This is a genomic window from Pseudomonas sp. GW821-FHT02B10 (genome assembly GCF_059421865.1).
On sequence record NZ_JBWKVU010000006.1, the window covers coordinates 156968 to 177291 of the forward strand.

The 20324-nt window shown below is 63.0% G+C and carries 15 protein-coding genes and 1 other RNA gene; 11 read left to right on the plus strand and 5 right to left on the minus strand.

What is annotated here, in order from left to right:
- The first annotated feature begins 1 nt into the window (after position 1).
- The 4 genes from smc to AC07VU_RS15715 all read left to right on the plus strand — a co-directional run bounded on the left by smc (position 2) and on the right by AC07VU_RS15715 (position 8463).
- The gene (gene smc / locus AC07VU_RS15700) at positions 2–3490 is read left to right on the plus strand and encodes a chromosome segregation protein SMC (protein WP_277588222.1); all 3489 of its coding nucleotides are present in this window, start codon (positions 2–4) and stop codon (positions 3488–3490) included.
- A 261-nt stretch (positions 3491–3751) separates the two neighbouring features.
- Positions 3752–4600: a cell division protein ZipA gene (gene zipA / locus AC07VU_RS15705; RefSeq protein WP_009042941.1), complete on the plus strand. Its 849-nt coding sequence runs from the start codon at positions 3752–3754 to the stop codon at positions 4598–4600.
- A gap of 129 nt (positions 4601–4729) precedes the next feature.
- A complete protein-coding gene (gene ligA / locus AC07VU_RS15710) occupies positions 4730–7096 on the plus strand; it encodes an NAD-dependent DNA ligase LigA (protein ID WP_495030115.1) in 2367 nt (788 codons plus the stop codon).
- Positions 7097–7296: 200 nt separating this feature from the next.
- Positions 7297–8463 (plus strand): zinc-binding metallopeptidase family protein, encoded by a 1167-nt coding sequence (locus AC07VU_RS15715; protein WP_457275963.1) that lies wholly within the window; start codon positions 7297–7299, stop codon positions 8461–8463.
- Positions 8464–8568: 105 nt separating this feature from the next.
- Here AC07VU_RS15715 and AC07VU_RS15720 read toward each other — a convergent pair whose 3' ends face one another.
- On the minus strand, positions 8569–8955 hold the full coding sequence (locus tag AC07VU_RS15720) for a DUF6124 family protein (RefSeq protein WP_009042944.1): 387 nt from the start codon (positions 8953–8955) through the stop codon (positions 8569–8571).
- A gap of 661 nt (positions 8956–9616) precedes the next feature.
- On the opposite strand from AC07VU_RS15720, the gene ffs reads away from it, so the two are divergent.
- An RNA gene (ffs, locus tag AC07VU_RS15725) (signal recognition particle sRNA small type) lies at positions 9617–9713 on the plus strand.
- A 93-nt stretch (positions 9714–9806) separates the two neighbouring features.
- Here the strand turns inward: ffs and AC07VU_RS15730 are convergent.
- Positions 9807–10673 carry a LysR family transcriptional regulator gene (locus tag AC07VU_RS15730; protein WP_457275964.1) on the minus strand — a complete coding sequence of 289 codons (867 nt, stop codon included), beginning with the start codon at positions 10671–10673 and terminating at the stop codon, positions 9807–9809.
- Between the two features lie 102 nt (positions 10674–10775).
- Between AC07VU_RS15730 and AC07VU_RS15735 the strand changes: the two genes are divergently transcribed.
- Positions 10776–11759 carry a DMT family transporter gene (locus AC07VU_RS15735; protein ID WP_457275965.1) on the plus strand — a complete coding sequence of 328 codons (984 nt, stop codon included), beginning with the start codon at positions 10776–10778 and terminating at the stop codon, positions 11757–11759.
- Here the strand turns inward: AC07VU_RS15735 and AC07VU_RS15740 are convergent.
- Positions 11693–12067 carry a VOC family protein gene (locus AC07VU_RS15740; RefSeq protein ID WP_150049889.1) on the minus strand — a complete coding sequence of 125 codons (375 nt, stop codon included), beginning with the start codon at positions 12065–12067 and terminating at the stop codon, positions 11693–11695. The two genes, AC07VU_RS15735 and AC07VU_RS15740, sit on opposite strands and share 67 nt — an antisense overlap.
- A gap of 142 nt (positions 12068–12209) precedes the next feature.
- Entirely contained in the window at positions 12210–12524 is a 315-nt protein-coding gene (locus AC07VU_RS15745; protein ID WP_007922376.1) for a helix-turn-helix domain-containing protein, read from the minus strand.
- A gap of 600 nt (positions 12525–13124) precedes the next feature.
- Between AC07VU_RS15745 and AC07VU_RS15750 the strand changes: the two genes are divergently transcribed.
- On the plus strand, positions 13125–14825 hold the full coding sequence (locus AC07VU_RS15750; protein WP_092418175.1) for a putative bifunctional diguanylate cyclase/phosphodiesterase: 1701 nt from the start codon (positions 13125–13127) through the stop codon (positions 14823–14825).
- 3 nt (positions 14826–14828) lie between these two features.
- Here the strand turns inward: AC07VU_RS15750 and AC07VU_RS15755 are convergent, their stop codons facing one another.
- Positions 14829–15602: a substrate-binding periplasmic protein gene (locus tag AC07VU_RS15755; protein ID WP_495030116.1), complete on the minus strand. Its 774-nt coding sequence runs from the start codon at positions 15600–15602 to the stop codon at positions 14829–14831.
- A gap of 139 nt (positions 15603–15741) precedes the next feature.
- Here AC07VU_RS15755 and dnaX point away from each other — a divergent pair, with 139 nt between their 5' ends.
- From dnaX to recR, 4 genes are all read left to right on the plus strand, one after another.
- A complete protein-coding gene (dnaX, locus tag AC07VU_RS15760) occupies positions 15742–17862 on the plus strand; it encodes a DNA polymerase III subunit gamma/tau (protein ID WP_495030117.1) in 2121 nt (706 codons plus the stop codon).
- 66 nt (positions 17863–17928) lie between these two features.
- Positions 17929–18267 carry a YbaB/EbfC family nucleoid-associated protein gene (locus AC07VU_RS15765; RefSeq protein WP_007922383.1) on the plus strand — a complete coding sequence of 113 codons (339 nt, stop codon included), beginning with the start codon at positions 17929–17931 and terminating at the stop codon, positions 18265–18267.
- A 255-nt stretch (positions 18268–18522) separates the two neighbouring features.
- On the plus strand, positions 18523–19557 hold the full coding sequence (curA, locus tag AC07VU_RS15770) for an NADPH-dependent curcumin/dihydrocurcumin reductase (RefSeq protein ID WP_495030118.1): 1035 nt from the start codon (positions 18523–18525) through the stop codon (positions 19555–19557).
- Between the two features lie 65 nt (positions 19558–19622).
- Entirely contained in the window at positions 19623–20225 is a 603-nt protein-coding gene (gene recR, locus AC07VU_RS15775) for a recombination mediator RecR (protein WP_007922386.1), read from the plus strand.
- The last annotated feature ends 99 nt before the right edge of the window (positions 20226–20324 follow it).

A 20324-nucleotide genomic window follows, 5' to 3' on the forward strand; every position in this document is an offset into this window, starting at 1 on the left:
CGTGCGGCTCAAGTGCATCAAGCTGGCGGGCTTCAAGTCCTTCGTCGACCCGACCACGGTGAACTTCCCCAGTAACATGGCGGCGGTGGTCGGACCCAATGGTTGCGGCAAGTCGAACATCATCGACGCCGTGCGCTGGGTCATGGGCGAGAGCTCGGCCAAGAACCTGCGCGGCGAGTCGATGACCGACGTCATCTTCAACGGTTCCACCAGTCGCAAGCCAGTGAGCCAGGCCAGCATCGAGCTGGTCTTCGACAACTCCGACGGCACCCTGGTCGGCGAGTACGCGGCCTACGCGGAAATCTCCATCCGCCGCAAGGTCACCCGCGACAGCCAGAACAGCTATTTCCTCAACGGCGCCAAGTGCCGCCGTCGCGACATTACCGACATTTTCCTCGGCACCGGCCTGGGGCCACGCAGCTACTCGATCATCGAGCAGGGCATGATCTCCAAGCTGATCGAAGCCAAGCCGGAAGACCTGCGCAACTTCATCGAAGAAGCCGCCGGGATTTCCAAGTACAAGGAGCGCCGCCGGGAAACCGAAAACCGCATCCGCCGTACCCACGAAAACCTGGCGCGCCTGACCGACCTGCGCGAGGAGCTGGAACGCCAGCTCGAACGCCTGCACCGCCAGGCCCAGGCGGCCGAGAAGTACCAGGAATACAAAAGCGAGGAGCGTCAGCTCAAGGCCCAGCTGTCGGCACTGCGCTGGCAGGAGCTTAACGAGCAGGTCGGCCAGCGCGAATCGATCATCGGCAACCAGGAAGTCGGCTTTGAAGCCCTGGTGGCGGAGCAACGCAATGCCGATGCCGCCATCGAACGCCTGCGTGACGGTCACCATGAGCTGTCCGAGCGCTTCAATCTAGTGCAGGGGCGCTTCTATTCGGTCGGTGGCGACATCGCCCGGGTCGAACAGAGCATCCAGCACGGCCAGCAGCGTTTGCGCCAGTTGCAGGACGACTTGCGCGAGGCCGAGCGTGCACGGCAGGAGACCGAATCCCACCTGGGCCACGACCGCACCTTGCTCGCGACCCTCGGTGAAGAGTTGGAAATGCTCGAGCCCGAGCAGGAAGTCACCAGCGCCGCCGCCGAAGAGGCTGCCGCGGCCCTGGAAGAAGCCGAAACCACCATGCACGGCTGGCAGGAGCAGTGGGACGGTTTCAACCTCAAATCCGCCGAACCGCGACGCCAGGCCGAGGTGCAGCAGTCGCGTATCCAGCAGCTCGAAGGCAGCATGGAACGCCTGGGCGAGCGCCAGCGGCGCCTGGTGGAGGAGCGCGCGTTGCTCGCCGCCGACCCGGAAGACGCGGCGATCCTCGAACTCAATGAACAACTCGCGGCCAGCGAGGCGACCCTGGAAGATTTGCAGGCCAGCGAAGACGCTCAAGTCGAGCGCCTGGAGCAACTGCGCCAGGAGCTGCATCAGGCGACCCAGGCCCAACAGCAGGCCCAGGGCGAATTGCAGCGTCTCAATGGGCGCCTGGCCTCGCTGGAGGCTTTGCAGCAGGCAGCACTCAATCCGGGGACCGGCGCCGCGCAATGGCTGCAGGAGCAACAGTTGGCCGAGCGTCCGCGGCTGGCCGAAGGCCTGAAGGTCGAGGCCGGTTGGGAGCTGGCGGTGGAAACCGTACTCGGCGCCGACCTGCAAGCGGTACTGGTCGACGATTTTGCCGGCTTCGACCTGGCCGGCTTCGAGCAGGGCGAGCTGCGCCTGCTCCAGTTGGCGGGCGAGGGCGCGCGGATGCCTGGCAGCCTGCTGGACAAGGTCGATGCTCAGGTCGATCTGGCGCCGTGGCTGGGCCAGGTCAAGCCGGTGGAAAGCCTTGAACAGGCCCTCGCTCTGCGCGGTCAGTTGGCGGCCGGCGAGAGTCTGATCAGTCGCGACGGCTTCTGGGTCGGCCGGCATTTCCTGCGGGTGCGCCGCGCCAGCGAAGCGGAAAGCGGCATGCTCGCGCGCAACCAGGAAATCGAACAACTGAGCCTGGAGCGCGACGAGCGCGAAGCCAGCGTGGAAGACCTGGAAACCCGGTTGCAGAACCTGCGTGCGCAACAGCGCCAGCAGGAGAACGGCCGCGAACATCTGCGCCGCCTGTTGCAGGACGAAGCCCGTCAGCAGGGTGAATTGAAAGCCAGGCTTTCCGCCGGCAAGGCCAAGGCCGAGCAGTTGGCCCTGCGCCGCACGCGCCTGGATGAAGAAGTGGCGGAGCTGGGCGAGCAGCGCGCTGTGGAGCACGAGCAGGTGGGCGAAGCCCGTCTGCAGTTGCAGGAAGCCCTCGACAGCATGGCCCTGGACACCGAGCAGCGCGAATTGCTGCTGGCCCAGCGCGACAGTTTGCGCGAACGCCTGGACCGGGTGCGCCAGGAGGCGCGCCAGCACAAGGATCACGCTCATCAGTTGGCGGTGCGCCTGGGGTCGCTCAAGGCTCAGCACGACTCCACCCGCCAGGCCCTGGAGCGCCTGGAGCTGCAATCGGAGCGTCTGACGGAGAAGCGTGAACAGCTCAGCCTGAACCTGGAGGAGGGCGCCGCGCCGCTGGAAGAGCTGCGCTTGAAACTCGAGGAATTGCTCGAAAAACGCATGACCGTCGACGTCGAGCTCAAGAGCGCGCAGATCGCCATGGAAGATGCCGACCGCGAATTGCGCGACGCGGAAAAACGTCGGACCCAGGCCGAGCAGCAATCGCAGTTGATCCGTGGCCAGCTCGAACAGCAGCGCATGGAATGGCAGGCCCTGAGCGTGCGTCGCAAGACCTTGCAGGACCAGTTGCTGGAAGACGGTTACGACTTGCAGGGCGTGCTCGCCACGTTGACCGAGCAGGCCAGCGAGAAAGAGGCCGAGGAAGAACTCGAGCGGATTGCCGCGCGCATCCAGCGCCTGGGGGCGATCAACCTCGCGGCCATCGATGAGTACCAGCAGCAGTCCGAACGCAAACGTTATCTGGACGCCCAGGACGCCGATCTGGTGGAAGCCCTGGAAACCCTGGAAAACGTGATTCGCAAGATCGACAAGGAAACCCGTAATCGTTTCAAGGATACCTTTGATCAGATTAACGGCGGTTTACAGGCGCTCTTTCCAAAAGTTTTCGGTGGCGGCAGCGCTTATTTGGAACTGACGGGCGAAGATCTACTCGATACAGGGGTAACGATCATGGCGCGTCCGCCAGGGAAGAAGAACAGCACCATTCATTTGTTGTCCGGTGGTGAGAAAGCATTGACGGCCCTGGCGCTGGTATTTGCCATCTTCAAGTTGAACCCGGCGCCGTTCTGCATGCTCGACGAAGTTGACGCCCCGCTGGATGACGCTAACGTTGGACGCTACGCAAGGCTGGTTAAAGAGATGTCGCAGACGGTGCAGTTCATCTATATCACCCACAACAAGATCGCCATGGAAATGGCCGATCAATTGATGGGCGTGACGATGCACGAACCCGGCTGTTCGCGCCTGGTAGCAGTGGATGTCGAGGAGGCGATGGCGATGGTGGACGCCTGATATCAGGGCGACCACAGCCGGTATGTAAGTGACAAGTAAGAGGTTTTTACCTGTGCCGAGTACTGGCTGATCGACATATTGAATGAAGCCGTTGCGACAGACGGTGTAAAGTTGTCTTTGGTCGTGCTAGTTTAATGTCAATTTTTCCTATACGTGGGCAAAAGGCCAGTCAGAACATAGAGTTGGCGCCACGTTTTAAAGCGGTTTGCAGTTTGCTAAACCTCTTATTTTTCAGCATTTTTCATAGAGGCACGGGATTACATGGAAATCGGTCTGCGCGAGTGGCTGATCGTCATCGGCATCATTGTCATTGCCGGTATTCTTTTTGATGGCTGGCGCCGTATGCGCGGCGGCAAAGGAAAGTTGAAATTCCGCCTGGATCGTAGCCTGTCCAACCTGCCGGACGACGACAGCAGTGCCGAACTGCTGGGCCCGCCCCGCGTGCTGGATACCCATAAGGAACCGCAACTCGACGAGCACGACCTGCCGTCGATGAGCGCGCCGGCGCGCGAACCGCGCGAATCCGGTTCCAAGCGTGGCAAGCGTGCCAGCGAGCCACAACAGGGCGACCTGAACCTCAACCTGGATCTGGACGGCGGCCCGAGCTTCAGCAGCCGCGACGATGACTTCCCGGATGAAACCAAGGCTTCCGGTTACGCCGACAAGGACCAGCCGCAAGCCGAAGAAGTGCTGGTGATCAGCGTGATCTGCCGTGACTCCGGCGGCTTCAAGGGCCCGGCGCTGTTGCAGAACATCCTGGAAAGCGGCCTGCGTTTTGGCGAGATGGATATTTTCCACCGTCACGAAAGCATGGCTGGCAATGGCGAAGTGCTGTTCTCCATGGCCAATGCGGTCAAGCCGGGCGTATTCGACCTGGACGACATCGATCACTTCAGTACCCCGGCGGTGAGCTTCTTCCTCGGCCTGCCAGGCCCGCGTCATCCGAAACAGGCTTTCGACGTGATGGTGGCTGCGGCGCGCAAGCTGTCCCAGGAACTGAATGGCGAGCTGAAGGATGACCAGCGCAGTGTGCTGACCGCCCAGACCATCGAGCACTACCGTCAGCGCATCGTCGAATTCGAACGTCGCGCCCTGACCCAGAAGCGCTGAGCGCTTCGCGAGCCAGCCGCTCCGGCATAACCCTTGGCCTGCCGGAGCGGGCTCGCGATAGGGCCGAAGGGCCCACCCAGACAAATATTGAGCAGCCTAGGCTGCTCTTTTGCTTTTTGAGAGAACACCATGACCTCCGCCGAAACCCGCATTCTTGAGCTGCGCGCTGAGCTGGATCAGCACAACTATCGCTACCACGTACTCGACGAGCCGAGCATTCCCGACGCCGAATACGATCGCCTGTTCCATGAGCTCAAGGCACTGGAAGCCGAACACCCGGAGCTGGTCAGCAGCGACTCGCCCACCCAGCGCGTCGGCAGCGCGGCGCTCTCGGCCTTCACTCAGGTGCGCCACGAAATCCCCATGCTCAGCCTGGGCAACGCCTTCGAAGAAACCGACATGCGCGAGTTCGATCGCCGGGTGACCGAGGGGCTCGACCTGCCGGTAGGCGATCTGTTCGGTGGCGGGGCGGCGGTGGAATACAGCTGCGAGCCGAAGCTCGACGGCCTGGCGGTCAGCCTGCTGTATCTGGACGGTGTGCTGGTGCGCGGCGCGACCCGCGGCGACGGCACCACTGGCGAAGACATCAGCGTCAACGTGCGCACCGTGCGCAACATCCCCCTGAAGCTGCACGGCAGTGGCTGGCCGGCGACCCTGGAGGTGCGCGGCGAGGTGTACATGTCCAAGGCCGGTTTCGAGCGGCTCAATGCCGCGCAGCTGGAAGTTGGCGGCAAGACCTTCGCCAACCCGCGGAACGCCGCGGCCGGCAGCTTGCGCCAGCTGGACTCGAAGATCACCGCCAGCCGCCCGCTGGAATTCTGCTGCTACGGGATCGGCCAGGTCACTGCGGATATCGCCGACACCCATATCGGCAACCTGGAGCAGCTCAAGCGCTGGGGCATGCCCGTCAGTCGCGAGCTGAAACTGGCCAAGGGTATCGACGAATGCCTGGATTACTACCGCGATATCGGCGAGCGCCGTAATGGCTTGCCTTATGAAATCGACGGTGTGGTGTTCAAGGTCAACAGCATTGCCTCGCAGCGCGAGCTGGGCTTCCGGGCTCGCGAGCCGCGCTGGGCGATCGCTCATAAATTCCCGGCGATGGAAGAGCTGACCGAGCTGCTGGACGTGGAATTCCAGGTTGGCCGCACCGGCGCGGTGACCCCGGTGGCCCGTCTGAAACCGGTCAAGGTGGCGGGTGTCACCGTCTCCAACGCGACCCTGCACAACATGGACGAAGTGGCGCGCCTGGGCCTGATGATCGGCGACACCGTGATCATCCGTCGTGCGGGCGATGTGATTCCGCAAGTGGTGCAGGTGGTCGCCGAGCGTCGTCCGGAAAATGCGCGCAAGGTGCATATCCCGCAGACCTGCCCGGTGTGCGGCTCCCATGTCGAGCGCACGCAGTTGATCAAGCGCAGCAAGGGCAAGGAAACCATCAGCGAAGGCGCGGTGTACCGCTGCGTCGGTCGCCTGGCCTGTGGCGCGCAGCTCAAGCAGGCGATCATCCACTTCGTTTCCCGTCGGGCGATGGATATCGAAGGGCTGGGCGACAAGACCATCGAACAGCTGGTGGACGAAAAGCTCATTGGTTCGCCGGCCGATCTCTACAAGCTCAAGTACGAGCAGATCATCGATCTGGAAGGCTTCGCCGAGGTCTCCAGCAACAAGCTGCTCAAGGCCATCGAAGACAGCAAGAAGCCGGGCCTGGCGCGTTTCATCTACGCCCTGGGCATTCCCGATGTGGGCGAGGAGACGGCCAAGGTCCTGGCGCGCTCCCTGGCCTCTCTGGAGCGCGTGCAGCAGGCTTTGCCGGAAGTGCTGACCTACCTGCCGGATATCGGCCTGGAAGTGGCTCACGAGATTCACAGCTTCTTCGAGGACAGCCATAACCAGCAGGTGATCGGTGCCCTGCTCGATCCGCAGCAGTGCGGGCTGCAGTTGCAGGATCAGGGCGACCTGGGTGCCGAGTTCGCTGCCAGCACCACCCTGGGTGGCATGCTCGACAAGTTGAACATTCCATCGGTGGGGCCGGGTGCGGCGCAGAAGCTGGCGGACAAGTTCGCGACCCTCGACGGTGTGGTCAAGGCGGACTGGCTGGACATGCGCCAGACCCTGCCGGAGAAGCAGGCCAAGGCCGTGCGCGAGTTCTTCGACATCGCGGAAAACGCCGAGCGGGCGCTGGCCATCGAGGCGCAGCTGCAAGCCTTCGGCATGCACTGGCAGAGCGAGAAGAAAGTGGTGGAAGGGCTGCCGCTGGCCGGCCAGACCTGGGTGCTCACCGGCTCGCTGGAGTTGATGAGCCGCGACGTGGCCAAGGACAAGCTGGAAAGCCTGGGCGCCAAGGTTGCTGGCTCGGTTTCGGCCAAGACCCACTGCGTGGTGGCCGGTCCCGGTGCCGGCTCCAAGCTGGCCAAGGCCAACGAGCTGGGCCTCAAGGTGCTGGACGAAGAAACCTTCGTGAGCTTCCTCGGCCAGCACGGTATCTCGGTATAACCCTGTAGCCGCTGCCGAAGGCTGCGATCGACCGCGCAGCGGGCGTTGCTCTGTCGGGCGCCGGAAGGTCCTGCGGACCTTATCGCAGCCTGCGGCAGCGGCTACACGGAATGGCGTTCCCCGGCAGAAGCGTCTTGAAGGCGATGGAACAATCTCTCTTGCCCATGATCTAGTCTTGGCACGCCCAGGGAGAGATCGCCATGTACCGCTTCTTCGAACAGCTCAGTTCCCGTATCGCCGCACCCTTTGTCCGTGAAGACAGCCGCAACACTAAGGTCTGGCGGTGTCGCTGCGGGCAATCGCTGTTCTTTCGCAACAGTCAGTGCCTGGCCTGTTCGGCGGCCCTGGGTTATCAGCCTGAGCAGAGTCGCTTGTCGTCGCTGCAGCCAGGGCCGGAGGCTGATACCTGGCGGCTGGACGTCGATCCGCAAGCGGGGCTGTTCCGGCGCTGTGCCAACCTCGATACCCCGGCGGCCTGCAACTGGCTGCTGCCTGCGCATGGCGCCGCTACCCTGTGTGTGGCGTGCAGGTTGAACCGGACCATTCCCGATCTTGGCGTGCCGGAAAACCCCGAGCGCTGGCGCATGGTGGAAATCGCCAAGCGCCGCCTGGTGGCGCAACTGGTGAGCCTGGGCTTGCCGCTGATCGCCAAGGCCGAGGATGAAGAGGCCGGCCTGGCTTTCGATTTTGTCGGTGTCGATCTGCTGGGCAGGGCGCCCATGACCGGCCACGCCAACGGCCTGATCACCCTCGACATCAAGGAGGCCGACGATGCGTATCGCGAGCAGGTGCGGGTACAGATGCGCGAACCCTATCGCACCTTGCTCGGCCACTTCCGGCATGAGGTGGGGCATTACTACTGGGATCGCCTGATCGCAGGCAGCCATTGGCTGGAACCCTGTCGCGCGCTGTTCGGCGACGAACGCGCAAGCTACGCCGAAGCCCTGGACCGGCATTACCAGCAGGGTGCGCCGAACGATTGGTCGCAGACCTATGTCAGCGCCTACGCCACCATGCATCCCTGGGAGGACTGGGCGGAAACCTGGGCCCATTACCTGCACATGATGGACGCGGTCGATACCGCGCTGGGCTTCGGCATGAGCGCCCGGGAAATGGACTTCGACTACCAACCGTTCCCGCTGGATACCCTGTATGACCCGCAGCACCCTGGCGGCCCGGCGTTCCTCTCTTTTGTCAACGCCTGGATCGAACTGGCCGGCATGCTCAACGAACTGTCGCGCAGCATGGGCCAGCCGGATTTCTATCCCTTCATCCTGCCGCCGGCGGTGATCGCCAAGCTGCACTTCATCCACCTGGTGATCCAGCAGGCCGGCGGCAAGGCCGACGCAGCACTCGAACAAACCTGACACCGCCGACTGCTTCTGTAGGAGCGAAGCTTGCTCGCGATAGCATCCCCGCAGTCTGCTTCTGGACCGCGTCGCCTGCATCGCAAGCAAGCCCCTGGATCGCGATCAGCGGCTGGTACGCACGCCATCGAGCAAGGCATCGACCACCGCGCGAGCCATCTCCACGGAATGCACCATGGACCAGATCAGCCCGCGTTCGATGCCGCTGCCCTGTTCGGTGATTTCATCCGAGACTTCTTCGGCGCATTTGAGCAGTAGCGAGACATGCATCAAGGCTTCTTCGGCATTCACCCCGGCCTGCACCGCGAACAGCGGCCGTTGCTGGGCGTCATGCAGGCCGAATGGCTGGCTGCGGGTTTCTTGCAGTTGCGCCAGCAGCGGTTGTTTCTGGTCGTTGAGCGACAGGAGCAGGGAGGCATTGGCCGCATCCAGTTCAGGGTCGCGTAATCGGCGCGGGGTGGTGAAGGGTGGGTCGGGGACGAGCTTTTTCATGTGGGTACCTACGACTCTCTGAAAAGTGAAAGCCGCCAGTCTCGCTTCCACACGAGAGGGTGGCAGCCATGCGTGGGTGTGGAAGACCGGGGAGTCCTTGGTACCCAAAACCCGGCGCACTCGAAAGTGCCCCACGCATGGTCGCCATAACACGGATCTGCGGACATAAAACGCCAGCAGTCGCTGTTGAGCGCTGTACCAATGACTTTTCCAGACTTCCACATCCGGGTCGTTGAAATTGCAACGACCCCCGCAGACTGCCCGATCAAATTCAGGGGTACAACCCGCCCAAAGGCGTTCCAGAGTTTCTAGGAAACCCCTTACAAAACAAAGCGAAAAATCGACTGCCGGCTCGCCGCAAAACTGCCATCTCGCTCATGCGCGGTCCCTGTAGCCGCTGCCGCAGGCTGCGATCGGTCGCGCAGCGGCCGCAATGGCGGACAACAGGGTGTTTCGTTGCTGCTCGACAAATGGTTGGCGACTGCTTCGCCGTCGAGCGCAGCCTGCGGCAGCGGCTACAGGAATCGGCAAGCGAGCGGGGTAATGATCCAAGTACTTGAAGCTGTTCAGATTTTTTAATCTTTACAGAGCGGTTGTAACTTCGCCGCAGATAGGTACAATGGCGCGGCTCGCCGTCAGGTGAGCATCGTTATGGTGACCCCATTGGTCCCCTCGCAACGATCAGCCGTGAACCCGGTCAGGCCTGGAAGGGAGCAGCCGCAGCGGTGACATTGTGTGCCGGGGTGTGGCTGGTGGGGTTGCCTCCATAACGCCTTCTGTCGGTCCTCGACGAATATTCTGAATTCTCCCCTCTGTTTTATCCTGATCTGGCCTCTCGCCGGTCGCTCGTTTCATTTCCCCAATCGTTCCTGCAACAACTGCGCAAACGCGTCCCGTGCGGTGTGGCGTTGTATTTCCTTGTTCCAGACAAAGCGAATGTCGATCGGCTGCAGGTCGGCGAAGCGGTAGCGTGCCAGCCCCGTGGACAGGGTGTAGCGGTCGAGCACGCCTTCCGGGGCCAGGGTCATGCCGGCGCCAGCACTGACGCAGTCGATGATGGTGCCCCAGCTCGCGTAGCCGATGAGGGTCGCGGTCACGTCATGGGCGTTCAGCCAGTGCTCCAGGGCGCGGCGGTAAGGGCAGCCGCCGGGCCACATGAACAGGGTCTGGTCTTGCAGGTCTCGCGGGTTCAGCACGGGCGCGGCGTCTGCGCTGGTAACCAGCACCAGTGGCTCGTTGTAGAGGGCGGTGCGCTCCAGTTTCGGGGGGAGGGTGTCGACCGCGACCAGTGCGCCATCGATCCGGTGATGTTGCAGTTCCTCGAACAGCTGCGACCAGGTGCCGGTTACCAGCTCCAGAGTGACTTGTGGAAAGCGCTGATGGAATTCCGCCAGCAGGGGCGGCAAGCGCCCGCCGGCGCAGGATTCGATGGCGCCGATGCGCAGAATGCCGCTGGGTTCGGCCTTGCGGTCGACCGCCCGTTTGGCCTCATCCACCAGGGCCAGGATGCGCTCGCTGTAGCCGAGAAAGATTTCCCCGTCCGGACTGATTTTCAGCCCACGGCCGGCGCGGATAAACAGGCAGGTGCCCAACTCGCCTTCCAGTTGCTTGAGGCGGTTGGTGATGTTGGAAGGCACGCAATGCAGTTGTTCGGCTGCCCGGGCAATGCTGCCGGTGCGGGCGACTGCTTTCACCATCTTCAGCTGGCTCAGTTCCATTACTCATTTCCAGTGAGGTCTAGTCTCAGTATCCGTTAATTGTGGTGAGTTGTGGCGGGCGGGAGACTGAAGGCCTTTCTTGTGCTGCCGAGTGCCTGTGTCTTGAACATCTCTCCTGCGTTGAAGCTGGTCCTGGCGACCGCCGCGGTCATTCTGTGTTGGGCCTACTCCCCGGTGGGTATCCACATTGGGCTGGAAGGCTACGAACCTGGCCATCTGGCGTTGCTGCGCTTTCTGATTGCCTCGCTGTTCATGGGGGTAATCGCCCTGGTGAAAAGAATCTCCCTGCCGCGCTGGCGCGATCTGCCCTGGTTGCTGGTGCTGGGCTTTTTCGCCATCGCCCTGCATCACGTCAGCCTCAACTATGGCCAGCAGGGTTTGAGCGCGGGGGCATCCAGTGTGCTGGCGCAGTCGGCACCGATCTTCAGCACCCTGATTGCGTTTTTCTGGTTGAGGGAGCCGGTCAGCGGCTGGCGCTGGGGTTGTGTCGGGCTGGGGTTGCTGGGGGCGGTCGTGGTGGTCTGGGGCGACCAGGGCGTGGCGTCGATCGAGCCCCGCGGATTGCTGGTGCTGCTGGCGGCCTTCTCCTGGGGGCTGTACTTCGTTTTGCAGCGGCGCTATTCGGGGCGTTACGACCTGCTGACCACCGTGTGCTACATGGTCTGGGCCGGCACTTTGCTGTTGAGCCTGTATTGGCCGGGGCTGGCGGTCGCGGTGGTCCAGGCGCCATGGCGGGTGAACCTGGCGGTATTGCTGCTGGGGCTGTTTCCCAGTGCGTTGGCTTACCTGGCGTGGGCCTATGTGCTGGCGCGGGTCGAAGTCAGCCGGGCATCCATCGCCATGTACCTGATACCGCCGATCGCCATGCTGCTGGCGGCGTTGGCCCTGCATGAGCGGGTGCATGGCGCAGTGATCGTGGGGGCGGCGATCGTCCTCGGCAGCGTAATGGCGATGCAGCTGGAGGGGCGCTGGGCGCGGCGCCGCTCCGTACTGCCGGGCACTATCGGTACGGCTCCTGTTCACTCCGGGGTGAGGCAAAACACCCTGAGCCGGTGCCCGTCCGGGTCCAGGGCGACGAAGGTGTAGCCGAAGTCCAGGGTGGTCGGGGCCTGGGCGATGTTCACGCCGGATTCGGCCCATTGGCCGTGCAGCAGGTCGACGGTCTGCTTATCGGCCACGGCCAGGGCCAGTTCGCCGCCACCGCCGGTGACTTGGGTGGCTGGCTCGACATCCTGTCTGGACCAGAGGCCGAGCTTGAGCCCCGAATCAAGAATGAACAGGGCAAAGGTCGGCGACAGCTCGACCGGTGGCCTGTCCAGCAGGCGGCTGTAAAAGTTGGCGCTGGTGGCGGGGCTGTCGACGTAAAGCAGAAGGTAAGTGCTGGTAGCGATCATCTGGACTCCTGGAGAGGTTGGGCTGCGCATGCCAGCTTAAGGGGCGCCGCTGTCAGTTCCTGTCAGGAGTCATCTGGGGGAAATGAAGAGGAGGCAGGCTATCGGCTTCGATAGGGCTGCCTCCTCTGCGTGTTGCTCGGCTCTAAGGCTTGGACAAGGCCAGGTCTACCGCTGCTATCAGCTTTCCCAGGTCCTTCGGGGTGGCTTTGTGAATGACACCGAACAGATACGCCCGCTGTTCGTCTTCGTCGCCCAGATCTGCGAAAAAGGCTTTCAGCTTCACCCCGAGTACATCGGCCAGCAGGAACAGGGCTTCCACACTGGGGGTGTAGGTGCCGGTTTCGAAGCGGCTGATGGTTTTAGGGTCAAAACCGGTTTTTTCGCCTAGTTCAGCCTGAGTAAGCCCCGCTACCTTGCGGTAACGCCTGATGGCTGGACCCAAACTTGAAATTTGCATCGCTCAATTCCCATTTAGAATCAAGAACTTAACGATAAATCTTTGCATTAGGCAACGCCATGATTCATCACCTTGCCTTGCAAAATGTGATGCAATTCGTAGAATCGACGCTTCGGACAGGCATTTGGTGATCTAGTTTCAGAAGATGAACTGATGAAACAAGAACTCATTGCATTTTCCTTGTTCACCAGAATCGAGGGTATGGCGCAGGCGCGAACGTCTCGCTGATGATTGCCAGTGTCCCACCCGCCAAATTCGGCTGATCCCTGACTGATTTTAGTTGATCTTCGTCGATTCGAAGATCAATGACGGTGCGGGTCGCTGTACGGTTGCAATTGTGTCAGGTGGGGCGAGACGGTGCGCCATTTTCCTCGGTCGGCCTCTTGCCGGCTTGTCTGGGCTGGCATTGTCGAATGCTGTCTATGGAGTTTTAACGTGCGTCTGAATGTGCCGGTCACCTCTGTTCAGCAGATACCTTCGGACCAGCAGCCTAAGCCTGCCTGGGTTTGCGAAGTGAGTGAGGATGAACGCCCAAACATCTCTTCCGGGCCTCGAGCCTTGGTCGAGCGGTTCAACCGCTAGCGACAGTGAGCCAGACTCATGGATGAGAAATACCGCAGGGCCGTGGACGCAGCCGCCATTTTTTCCGAGACCGACCTGACCGGCCGGATCACCTACGTCAACGACCAGTTCTGTTCGATTTCCGGCTACAGCCGTGAAGAGCTGCTGGGCGCCAATCACCGGATCCTTGGCTCCGGCCTGCACCCCCCCGAATTTTTCAGCAGCATGTGGCGCACCATTGCCCTGGGCCAGGTCTGGAAGGGTGAGATCTGCAACCGGGCCAAGGATGGGACCTTGTATTGGGTCGACAGCACCATCGTGCCCTTGCTCGATGAGGCCACTGGTCGGGTCCAGCGTTATGTGGCGATCCGTTTCGATATCAGCGAAAAACGGCGCTTGTTGCACTCGCTGCAATGGCGGGTCGGGCACGATGTGCTGACCGGTTTGCCCAACCGTTCCTTTCTGTCCGACCTGCTCAACCAGGCGCTGGACTACTCGCGCAAGGAGAACATTGCGCTGGCGGTGTGCATGCTCGATCTCGACGGCTTCAAGGCGGTCAACGATGGCTACGGGCATGCCAGTGGCGACCTGTTATTGGTGGAGGTAGCGGCGCGCCTGCGCTCGATCATTCGCGGCGAAGACGTGGTGGCGCGGCTGGCCGGGGACGAGTTCGTGCTGATCCTGCGCCATGTGCGCGACATTCGCGAGTTGCGGGCGGCGCTGCACCGGGTGCTGGGGGTGATCGCCACGCCTTATCTGATCCAGGACAAGGAGATCAACGTCTGCGCCAGCATCGGCGTCACGCTGTTTCCCGCCGATAACGACGATGCCGACACCTTGCTGCGGCATGCCGACCAGGCGATGTACGTGGCCAAGCAGAGCGGGCGCAATCGCTTCCACTTGTTCGACGTGTCGCGGGACCGCGAGGTCAAGGCCACCCACCAGACAGTGGAGCGGGTCCGGCAGGCGCTGGCGGCTGGCGAGCTGTGCCTGCACTTTCAACCCAAGGTCAACATGCGCAGCGGCGAGGTGGTGGGTTTCGAGGCGTTGCTGCGTTGGCAGCATCCGCAGCGGGGCATGGTTGCGCCTCGGGAGTTCCTGCCGCTGGTGGAGGAGACCGACCTGATCGTCGATATCGGCGAGTGGGTGATGGAGCAGGTCATGGCCCAGTTGCGGCAATGGCAGTTGGCCGGACAGCGTTGGCCGATCAGCGTCAATATCGCCGCGCGGCATTTCCAGCGGGGGGATTTCGTCGACCGGCTCAAGGCGGTGCTCGAGCGCCATCCGCAGATTGCCCCGCAGTTGCTGGACCTGGAAATCGTCGAGGCGGTGGCGGTGGAGAATCTCCAGCACGTCAGCGCTTGCCTTGAGGCCTGCCAGGCGCTGGGTGTGCAATTCTCCCTGGGGGATTTCGGCACCGGGCATTCGTCGCTGAGTTACCTCAAGCGCTTGCGCACCCAGACCATCAAGATCGACCGCATGTTCGTGCGCGACATGCTGCACGACAAGGGCGACCTGGCGCTGACCCAGGCCCTGATCGGCCTGGCCCGGGCGTTTGATCGGCAGGTGGTAGCCGAAGGCCTGGAAACCATGGAGCACGGCGAGTTGCTGATGTCGCTGGGCTGCGACGTGGCGCAAGGCTATTTCATCGCCCCGCCCATGCCGGCCAGCGAGGTGCCGGGCTGGGTGGCGACCTTCCTGCCGCCGCTGGAATGGTGTCCGCAGGACGAAGCCGGCTGACAGCTACGGCGCCCCATAGCTTTGCGGGGCGCTTTCGGTCGGCCTGTGGCCGGTGTACAAACCGATGATGTCGTCGATCTCTCCTGACATCTTCATGCGCAACAAGGTGCGCAACACTCGTTGCACCGGTAGCGCCGGATCGTTGCGGATGACGCAGCCGACCGCCTGTTCCTGCAGGATGGCCACGCCATGCAACTGCTGGTCGGGTGGCAGGGTCTGATTGAACCAGTCCAGTGTCCATTGGTTGCTCACCGCGTAGCGGTAGCGGCCGGCCCAGAGTTTTTGCAGCACCTGTTCCTGGTTGCGCGCATCGTCGCGGAGCAACTGGCGGCTGTCGAACAAGGGTTGCAGGGAAGGGTAGGTGTAGCTGAGGACGGTGCCGATGGGCTGCGTCGGCAGGTCCCCGGGAATGACCGGGAGCGGGGGACGCTCGTGGCTGACCAGCAGGTCGCGCTGGACGAACAGCGGGATGCTCCAGATGTAATCGCCGGACGGGTTGGGCAGCCAGGGTTGGGCGACATAGCAGCGGACATCGATTTCCTTGTGGTCCATGGCTGCCTGCACGCGGGCCCGGGCCAGGACATGGAATTCGGCCGGGTTGCCGACCTGGGTGGCGAGGCTGGCCATCAGGTCGTGGAGAATGCCCTGGGTGGGCCGGCCACGTTCGATCTGTACCACGGGCATGGCCCAGCTGTCGGGGATCGAGAAGCGCAGGGCCGGTTCTGCGGCAAAACCATTCATGGCAACCAGCAGAAAGGCGCCCAAGGCTAAATGCATAGAGTCTCCACGCAAGAAAAGGCCGCTGACGAGCCCGACAAAGAGCAGCTTAGCCAGATTAGACGAGCGCACCGGATGCAATTTCGCCCTTGCTCCGCTAGCATTACGGGCTTCCGCTTCCCAGTTGCGACGGTTTTCGATGAGTTATCAGGTTCTTGCACGTAAATGGCGTCCGCGCTCGTTCCGCGAAATGGTCGGCCAGACCCATGTGCTCAAGGCTCTGATCAATGCCTTGGACAGCCAGCGGCTGCACCATGCCTATCTGTTTACCGGCACCCGCGGGGTGGGCAAGACCACCATCGCGCGGATCATTGCCAAATGCCTGAACTGTGAAACAGGCATTACTTCCACGCCCTGCGGCACCTGCTCGGTATGCCGCGAGATCGACGAAGGGCGTTTCGTCGACCTGATCGAGATCGACGCCGCGAGCCGGACCAAGGTCGAGGACACGCGCGAGCTGCTGGACAACGTGCAATACGCCCCGAGCCGCGGGCGCTTCAAGGTCTACCTGATCGACGAAGTGCACATGCTGTCCAGCCACTCGTTCAACGCCTTGTTGAAGACCCTGGAAGAGCCGCCGCCCTACGTCAAATTCATTCTGGCGACCACCGACCCGCAGAAACTTCCGGCAACGATTCTTTCGCGCTGCCTGCAGTTCTCCCTGAAGAACATGACCCCGGAGCGAGTGGTCGAGCACCTGACTCACGTGCTGGGCGTCGAGAACGTGCCGTTCGAAGACGACGCGCTGTGGCTGTTGGGCCGCGCCGCCGACGGTTCGATGCGCGATGCCATGAGCCTCACCGACCAGGCCATCGCCTTCGGCGAAGGCAAGGTCATGGCCGCCGATGTGCGGGCGATGCTCGGTACCCTCGATCACGGCCAGGTCTACGACGTCCTGCATGCGCTGATCGACGGCGATGCCAAGGCCTTGCTGGAGGCCGTGCGCCACCTGGCCGAACAGGGTCCGGACTGGAACGGCGTGCTGTCGGAGATTCTCAATGTCCTGCACCGTGTGGCCATTGCCCAGGCCTTGCCGGACGGTATCGACAACGGGCATGGCGACCGCGACCGGGTGCTGGCTTTGGCCCAGGCGTTGCCGGCCGAAGATGTGCAGTTCTATTACCAGATGGGCCTGATCGGCCGGCGCGACTTGCCGCTGGCGCCGGACCCGCGCGGTGGTTTCGAGATGGTCCTGCTGCGGATGCTGGCCTTCCGGCCAGCGGATTCGGCAGACGCGCCGAGACAGCCGCTAAAGCCAGTGGGGATCAGCCAGGCCACAGTTGATTCCGCCCAATCCGTGGCTGGCGCAGCCGTTGCTGCGCCGGTAGTTGCCGCCGCCGCGCCGGTTGTGGCGCCGGTGGTCGAGGCCACTCCCGTGGCCGTACCTGCCGCGGCCCCGGTTGCAACGCCCGCACCTGTTTCTGCGGCGCCGGTGGCGCCTGCACCGCAACCTGTGGTCGAGACGCCGCCAGAGGCAGCGCCTGTCGTCGCCGAAGAGGTGGTCGACCTGCCGTGGAACGACCCGGTCGAACCGGTCGTCGCGCAGCAACCGGCCGTCGAGCCCGTGCTGGAGACCGCCGCGCAGCAGCCTGAGCTGACTCCGATGCCGACCCCGACCCCGGACAGCGTGGTGCCGGATGCGCCGGAATGGGTCAGCGCCCCGGTGCCGGAGCCCAGTGTTGCCGAGGTCGATGCCGCGACACCGGGGATCGACCTGGACGACGAGCCGCCGCTGGACGAAGACTACATCGAGCCGGACATGGATTCGGCCTACAGCTACCTGGACGAACTGGCCAGCGAGCACGCCGCCGATCCCGAGCCGGAACCCGAGCCGTTGCCAGCCGCCCAGCCGGCCACCGGCCTGGCGCTGGAGTGGCTGGAGTTGTTCCCCAAGCTGCCGATTTCCGGGATGACGGCGAGCATTGCCGCCAACTGCACCTTGATCGCCGCCGAGGGCGACAACTGGTTGCTGCACCTGGACCCGGCCCACAGCGCCCTGTTCAACGCCACCCAGCAGCGGCGCCTGAACGATGCCCTGAACCAGTACCACCAGCGCACGCTGACGGTGAGCATCGAGCTGATCAAACCCGAGCAGGAGACCCCGGCCCAGGCCGCGTCGCGCCGCCGGGCCAATCGCCAGCGCGAAGCCGAGGAGTCGATCCACGGCGATCCGTTCATCCAGCAGATGGTGCGGGAGTTCGGCGCGGTGGTCCGTCACGATACTATTGAACCTGTCGAGGCCCTGGTCAGCCAGGGTTAATAACTGAAGGGCGCCGGGCCTTGAGGCCGGGCGCTGTTTTTATCCAAGTACTTTGAGGTGATTCCCATGATGAAAGGTGGCATGGCCGGCCTGATGAAGCAGGCGCAGCAGATGCAGGAAAAGATGGCCAAGATGCAGGAAGAGCTGGCCAACGCCGAAGTCACCGGCAAGGCAGGTGGCGATATGGTCACCGTGGTCATGACCGGTCGTCACGACATCAAGCGCGTGAGCATCGACCCAAGCCTGCTGGAAGGCGTCAGCGAAGATGACCGCGAAGTGCTGGAAGATCTGTTCGCCGCCGCCGTCAACGACGCCGTGCGCAAGATCGAAGCCAACAGCCAGGACAAGATGTCCGGCGTGACCGCTGGCATGCAACTGCCACCGGGTATGAAACTGCCGTTCTGATTCGCGCCCGCGCATCGGTCGGACTCGAAAATGCCAGGCATCGCGCCTGGCATTTTTGTTTGTGGCCCCTGTAGCCGCTGCCGCAGGCTGCGATCGTCATTCAGGCGATGGGGTCTGGCTGGATGATTGCGGTTGCCGTGCAATCGATCACAGCCTGCGGCAGCGGCGAGGGAAGAGAAACATCGAACGCCGATCGCAGTACGATGGTCTGCACTCTGTATGGCCCGATTCAATTCTCGATAAGGAGTTGCTCTGATGTCGCAAGCATTGACCCTCAACCAGCGCATTGTTCTGGCCTCCCGGCCCCAGGGCGCGCCCGTGCCGGAAAACTTCCGCCTGGAGCGGGTGGCGCTGCCGGACCTGGCGGATGGCCAGGTGTTGCTCAAGACCCTTTACCTGTCGCTGGACCCTTATATGCGCGGGCGCATGAGTGATGCGCCGTCCTACGCTGCCCCGGTGCAAATCAACGAAGTGATGACCGGCGGCGCGGTGAGCCGGGTCGAGCGCTCGCTGAATCCGAAATTCCAGGAGGGCGACCTGGTGGTGGGCGCCACCGGATGGCAGAGCCACAGCATTTGCGACGGGCGTAACCTGATACCGGTGCCGGCGGGTTTGCCCAGCCCTTCGATGGCCCTGGGCGTGCTGGGTATGCCGGGCATGACCGCCTACATGGGCCTGATGGATATCGGCCAGCCCAAGGCCGGGGAAACCCTGGTGGTGGCCGCGGCGTCGGGCGCCGTGGGCTCGGTGGTGGGGCAAGTGGCCAAGATCAAGGGGCTGCGGGTGATCGGTGTGGCGGGCGGTGCCGACAAGTGCCGCTATGTGGTCGAGGAACTGGGGTTCGATGCCTGTATCGACCACCACAGCCCGGACTTTGCCGACGAACTGGCGCAGGCCTGCTCCGAGGGCGTGGACATCTACTTTGAAAACGTCGGTGGCAAGGTATTCGATGCGGTGCTGCCGTTGCTCAACCCCAAGGCGCGGATTCCGCTGTGCGGGCTGATCGCCCAGTACAACGCTCAGGAGTTGCCGCCAGGACCTGATCGCTTGCCACTGTTGCAGCGCCAGCTGTTGACCAAGCGCGTGCGCATCCAGGGGTTTATCGTGTTCGACGACTACGGCGATCGGCAGCCGGAGTTTGTCAGCGCCATGGCGCCCTGGGTGCTGCAGGGCAGGGTCAAGTTCAAGGAAGATGTGGTCGACGGCCTGGAGCACGCGCCGCAAGCCTTCATCGGGCTGCTGGAAGGGCGCAACTTCGGCAAGCTGGTGGTGCGGGTCGCCCCGGACTGAGCATTTGACGCTAATCGGAGGCGCGGGTATAAACCGCGTCTCGTCGTTTTGTCGGACCTTTACCCATGAGCTTCAGCCCCCTGATTCGCCAACTGATCGATGCCCTGCGCACTTTGCCGGGCGTGGGTCAGAAAACCGCCCAGCGCATGGCCTTGCAGCTGCTGGAGCGCGACCGCAGCGGCGGTACGCGATTGGCCCAGGCGCTGAGCCAGGCCATGGAGGGCGTCGGCCACTGCCGCCTGTGCCGCACCCTGACCGAGGACGACCTGTGCCCGCAATGCGCCGATCCACGGCGCGACGACACGCTGCTGTGCGTGGTCGAGGGGCCGATGGATGTCTACGCGGTGGAGCAGACCGGTTACCGCGGTCGCTATTTCGTGCTCAAGGGCCACCTGTCGCCGCTCGACGGCCTGGGCCCGGAAGCCATCGGCATCCCCCAGCTGCTGGCGCGAATCGAAGAGCAAGGCAGTTTCACCGAGGTGATTCTGGCCACCAACCCGACGGTGGAAGGCGAGGCAACCGCCCATTACATTGCCCAGCTGTTGACCAACAAAGGCCTGATCACCTCGCGTATCGCCCATGGCGTGCCCCTGGGCGGCGAGCTGGAACTGGTGGACGGCGGCACCCTGGCGCACTCGTTTGCCGGGCGCAAGCCGATCGCGCTGTAAGTGTTTCGGCTGTGAGCAAAAAACTACTGTAGGAGCGAGCTTGCTCGCGATGGCCGCCCGACCTGGCGCGCCGCGTCGCTTGCATCGCCAACAAGCTGG

What these genes read in the sequence shown, in the direction of transcription:
- AC07VU_RS15750 (WP_092418175.1), top strand. Translation starts at nt 13,125, where the DNA reads ATGGATGAGAAATACCGCAGGGCCGTGGACGCAGCCGCCATTTTTTCC.
- AC07VU_RS15720 (WP_009042944.1), bottom strand. Translation starts at nt 8,955, where the DNA reads ATGAAAAAGCTCGTCCCCGACCCACCCTTCACCACCCCGCGCCGATTA.
- AC07VU_RS15745 (WP_007922376.1), bottom strand. Translation starts at nt 12,524, where the DNA reads ATGCAAATTTCAAGTTTGGGTCCAGCCATCAGGCGTTACCGCAAGGTA.
- AC07VU_RS15715 (WP_457275963.1), top strand. Translation starts at nt 7,297, where the DNA reads ATGTACCGCTTCTTCGAACAGCTCAGTTCCCGTATCGCCGCACCCTTT.
- AC07VU_RS15730 (WP_457275964.1), bottom strand. Translation starts at nt 10,673, where the DNA reads ATGGAACTGAGCCAGCTGAAGATGGTGAAAGCAGTCGCCCGCACCGGC.
- AC07VU_RS15740 (WP_150049889.1), bottom strand. Translation starts at nt 12,067, where the DNA reads ATGATCGCTACCAGCACTTACCTTCTGCTTTACGTCGACAGCCCCGCC.
- dnaX (WP_495030117.1), top strand. Translation starts at nt 15,742, where the DNA reads ATGAGTTATCAGGTTCTTGCACGTAAATGGCGTCCGCGCTCGTTCCGC.
- curA (WP_495030118.1), top strand. Translation starts at nt 18,523, where the DNA reads ATGTCGCAAGCATTGACCCTCAACCAGCGCATTGTTCTGGCCTCCCGG.
- zipA (WP_009042941.1), top strand. Translation starts at nt 3,752, where the DNA reads ATGGAAATCGGTCTGCGCGAGTGGCTGATCGTCATCGGCATCATTGTC.
- AC07VU_RS15765 (WP_007922383.1), top strand. Translation starts at nt 17,929, where the DNA reads ATGATGAAAGGTGGCATGGCCGGCCTGATGAAGCAGGCGCAGCAGATG.
- recR (WP_007922386.1), top strand. Translation starts at nt 19,623, where the DNA reads ATGAGCTTCAGCCCCCTGATTCGCCAACTGATCGATGCCCTGCGCACT.
- ligA (WP_495030115.1), top strand. Translation starts at nt 4,730, where the DNA reads ATGACCTCCGCCGAAACCCGCATTCTTGAGCTGCGCGCTGAGCTGGAT.
- AC07VU_RS15755 (WP_495030116.1), bottom strand. Translation starts at nt 15,602, where the DNA reads ATGCATTTAGCCTTGGGCGCCTTTCTGCTGGTTGCCATGAATGGTTTT.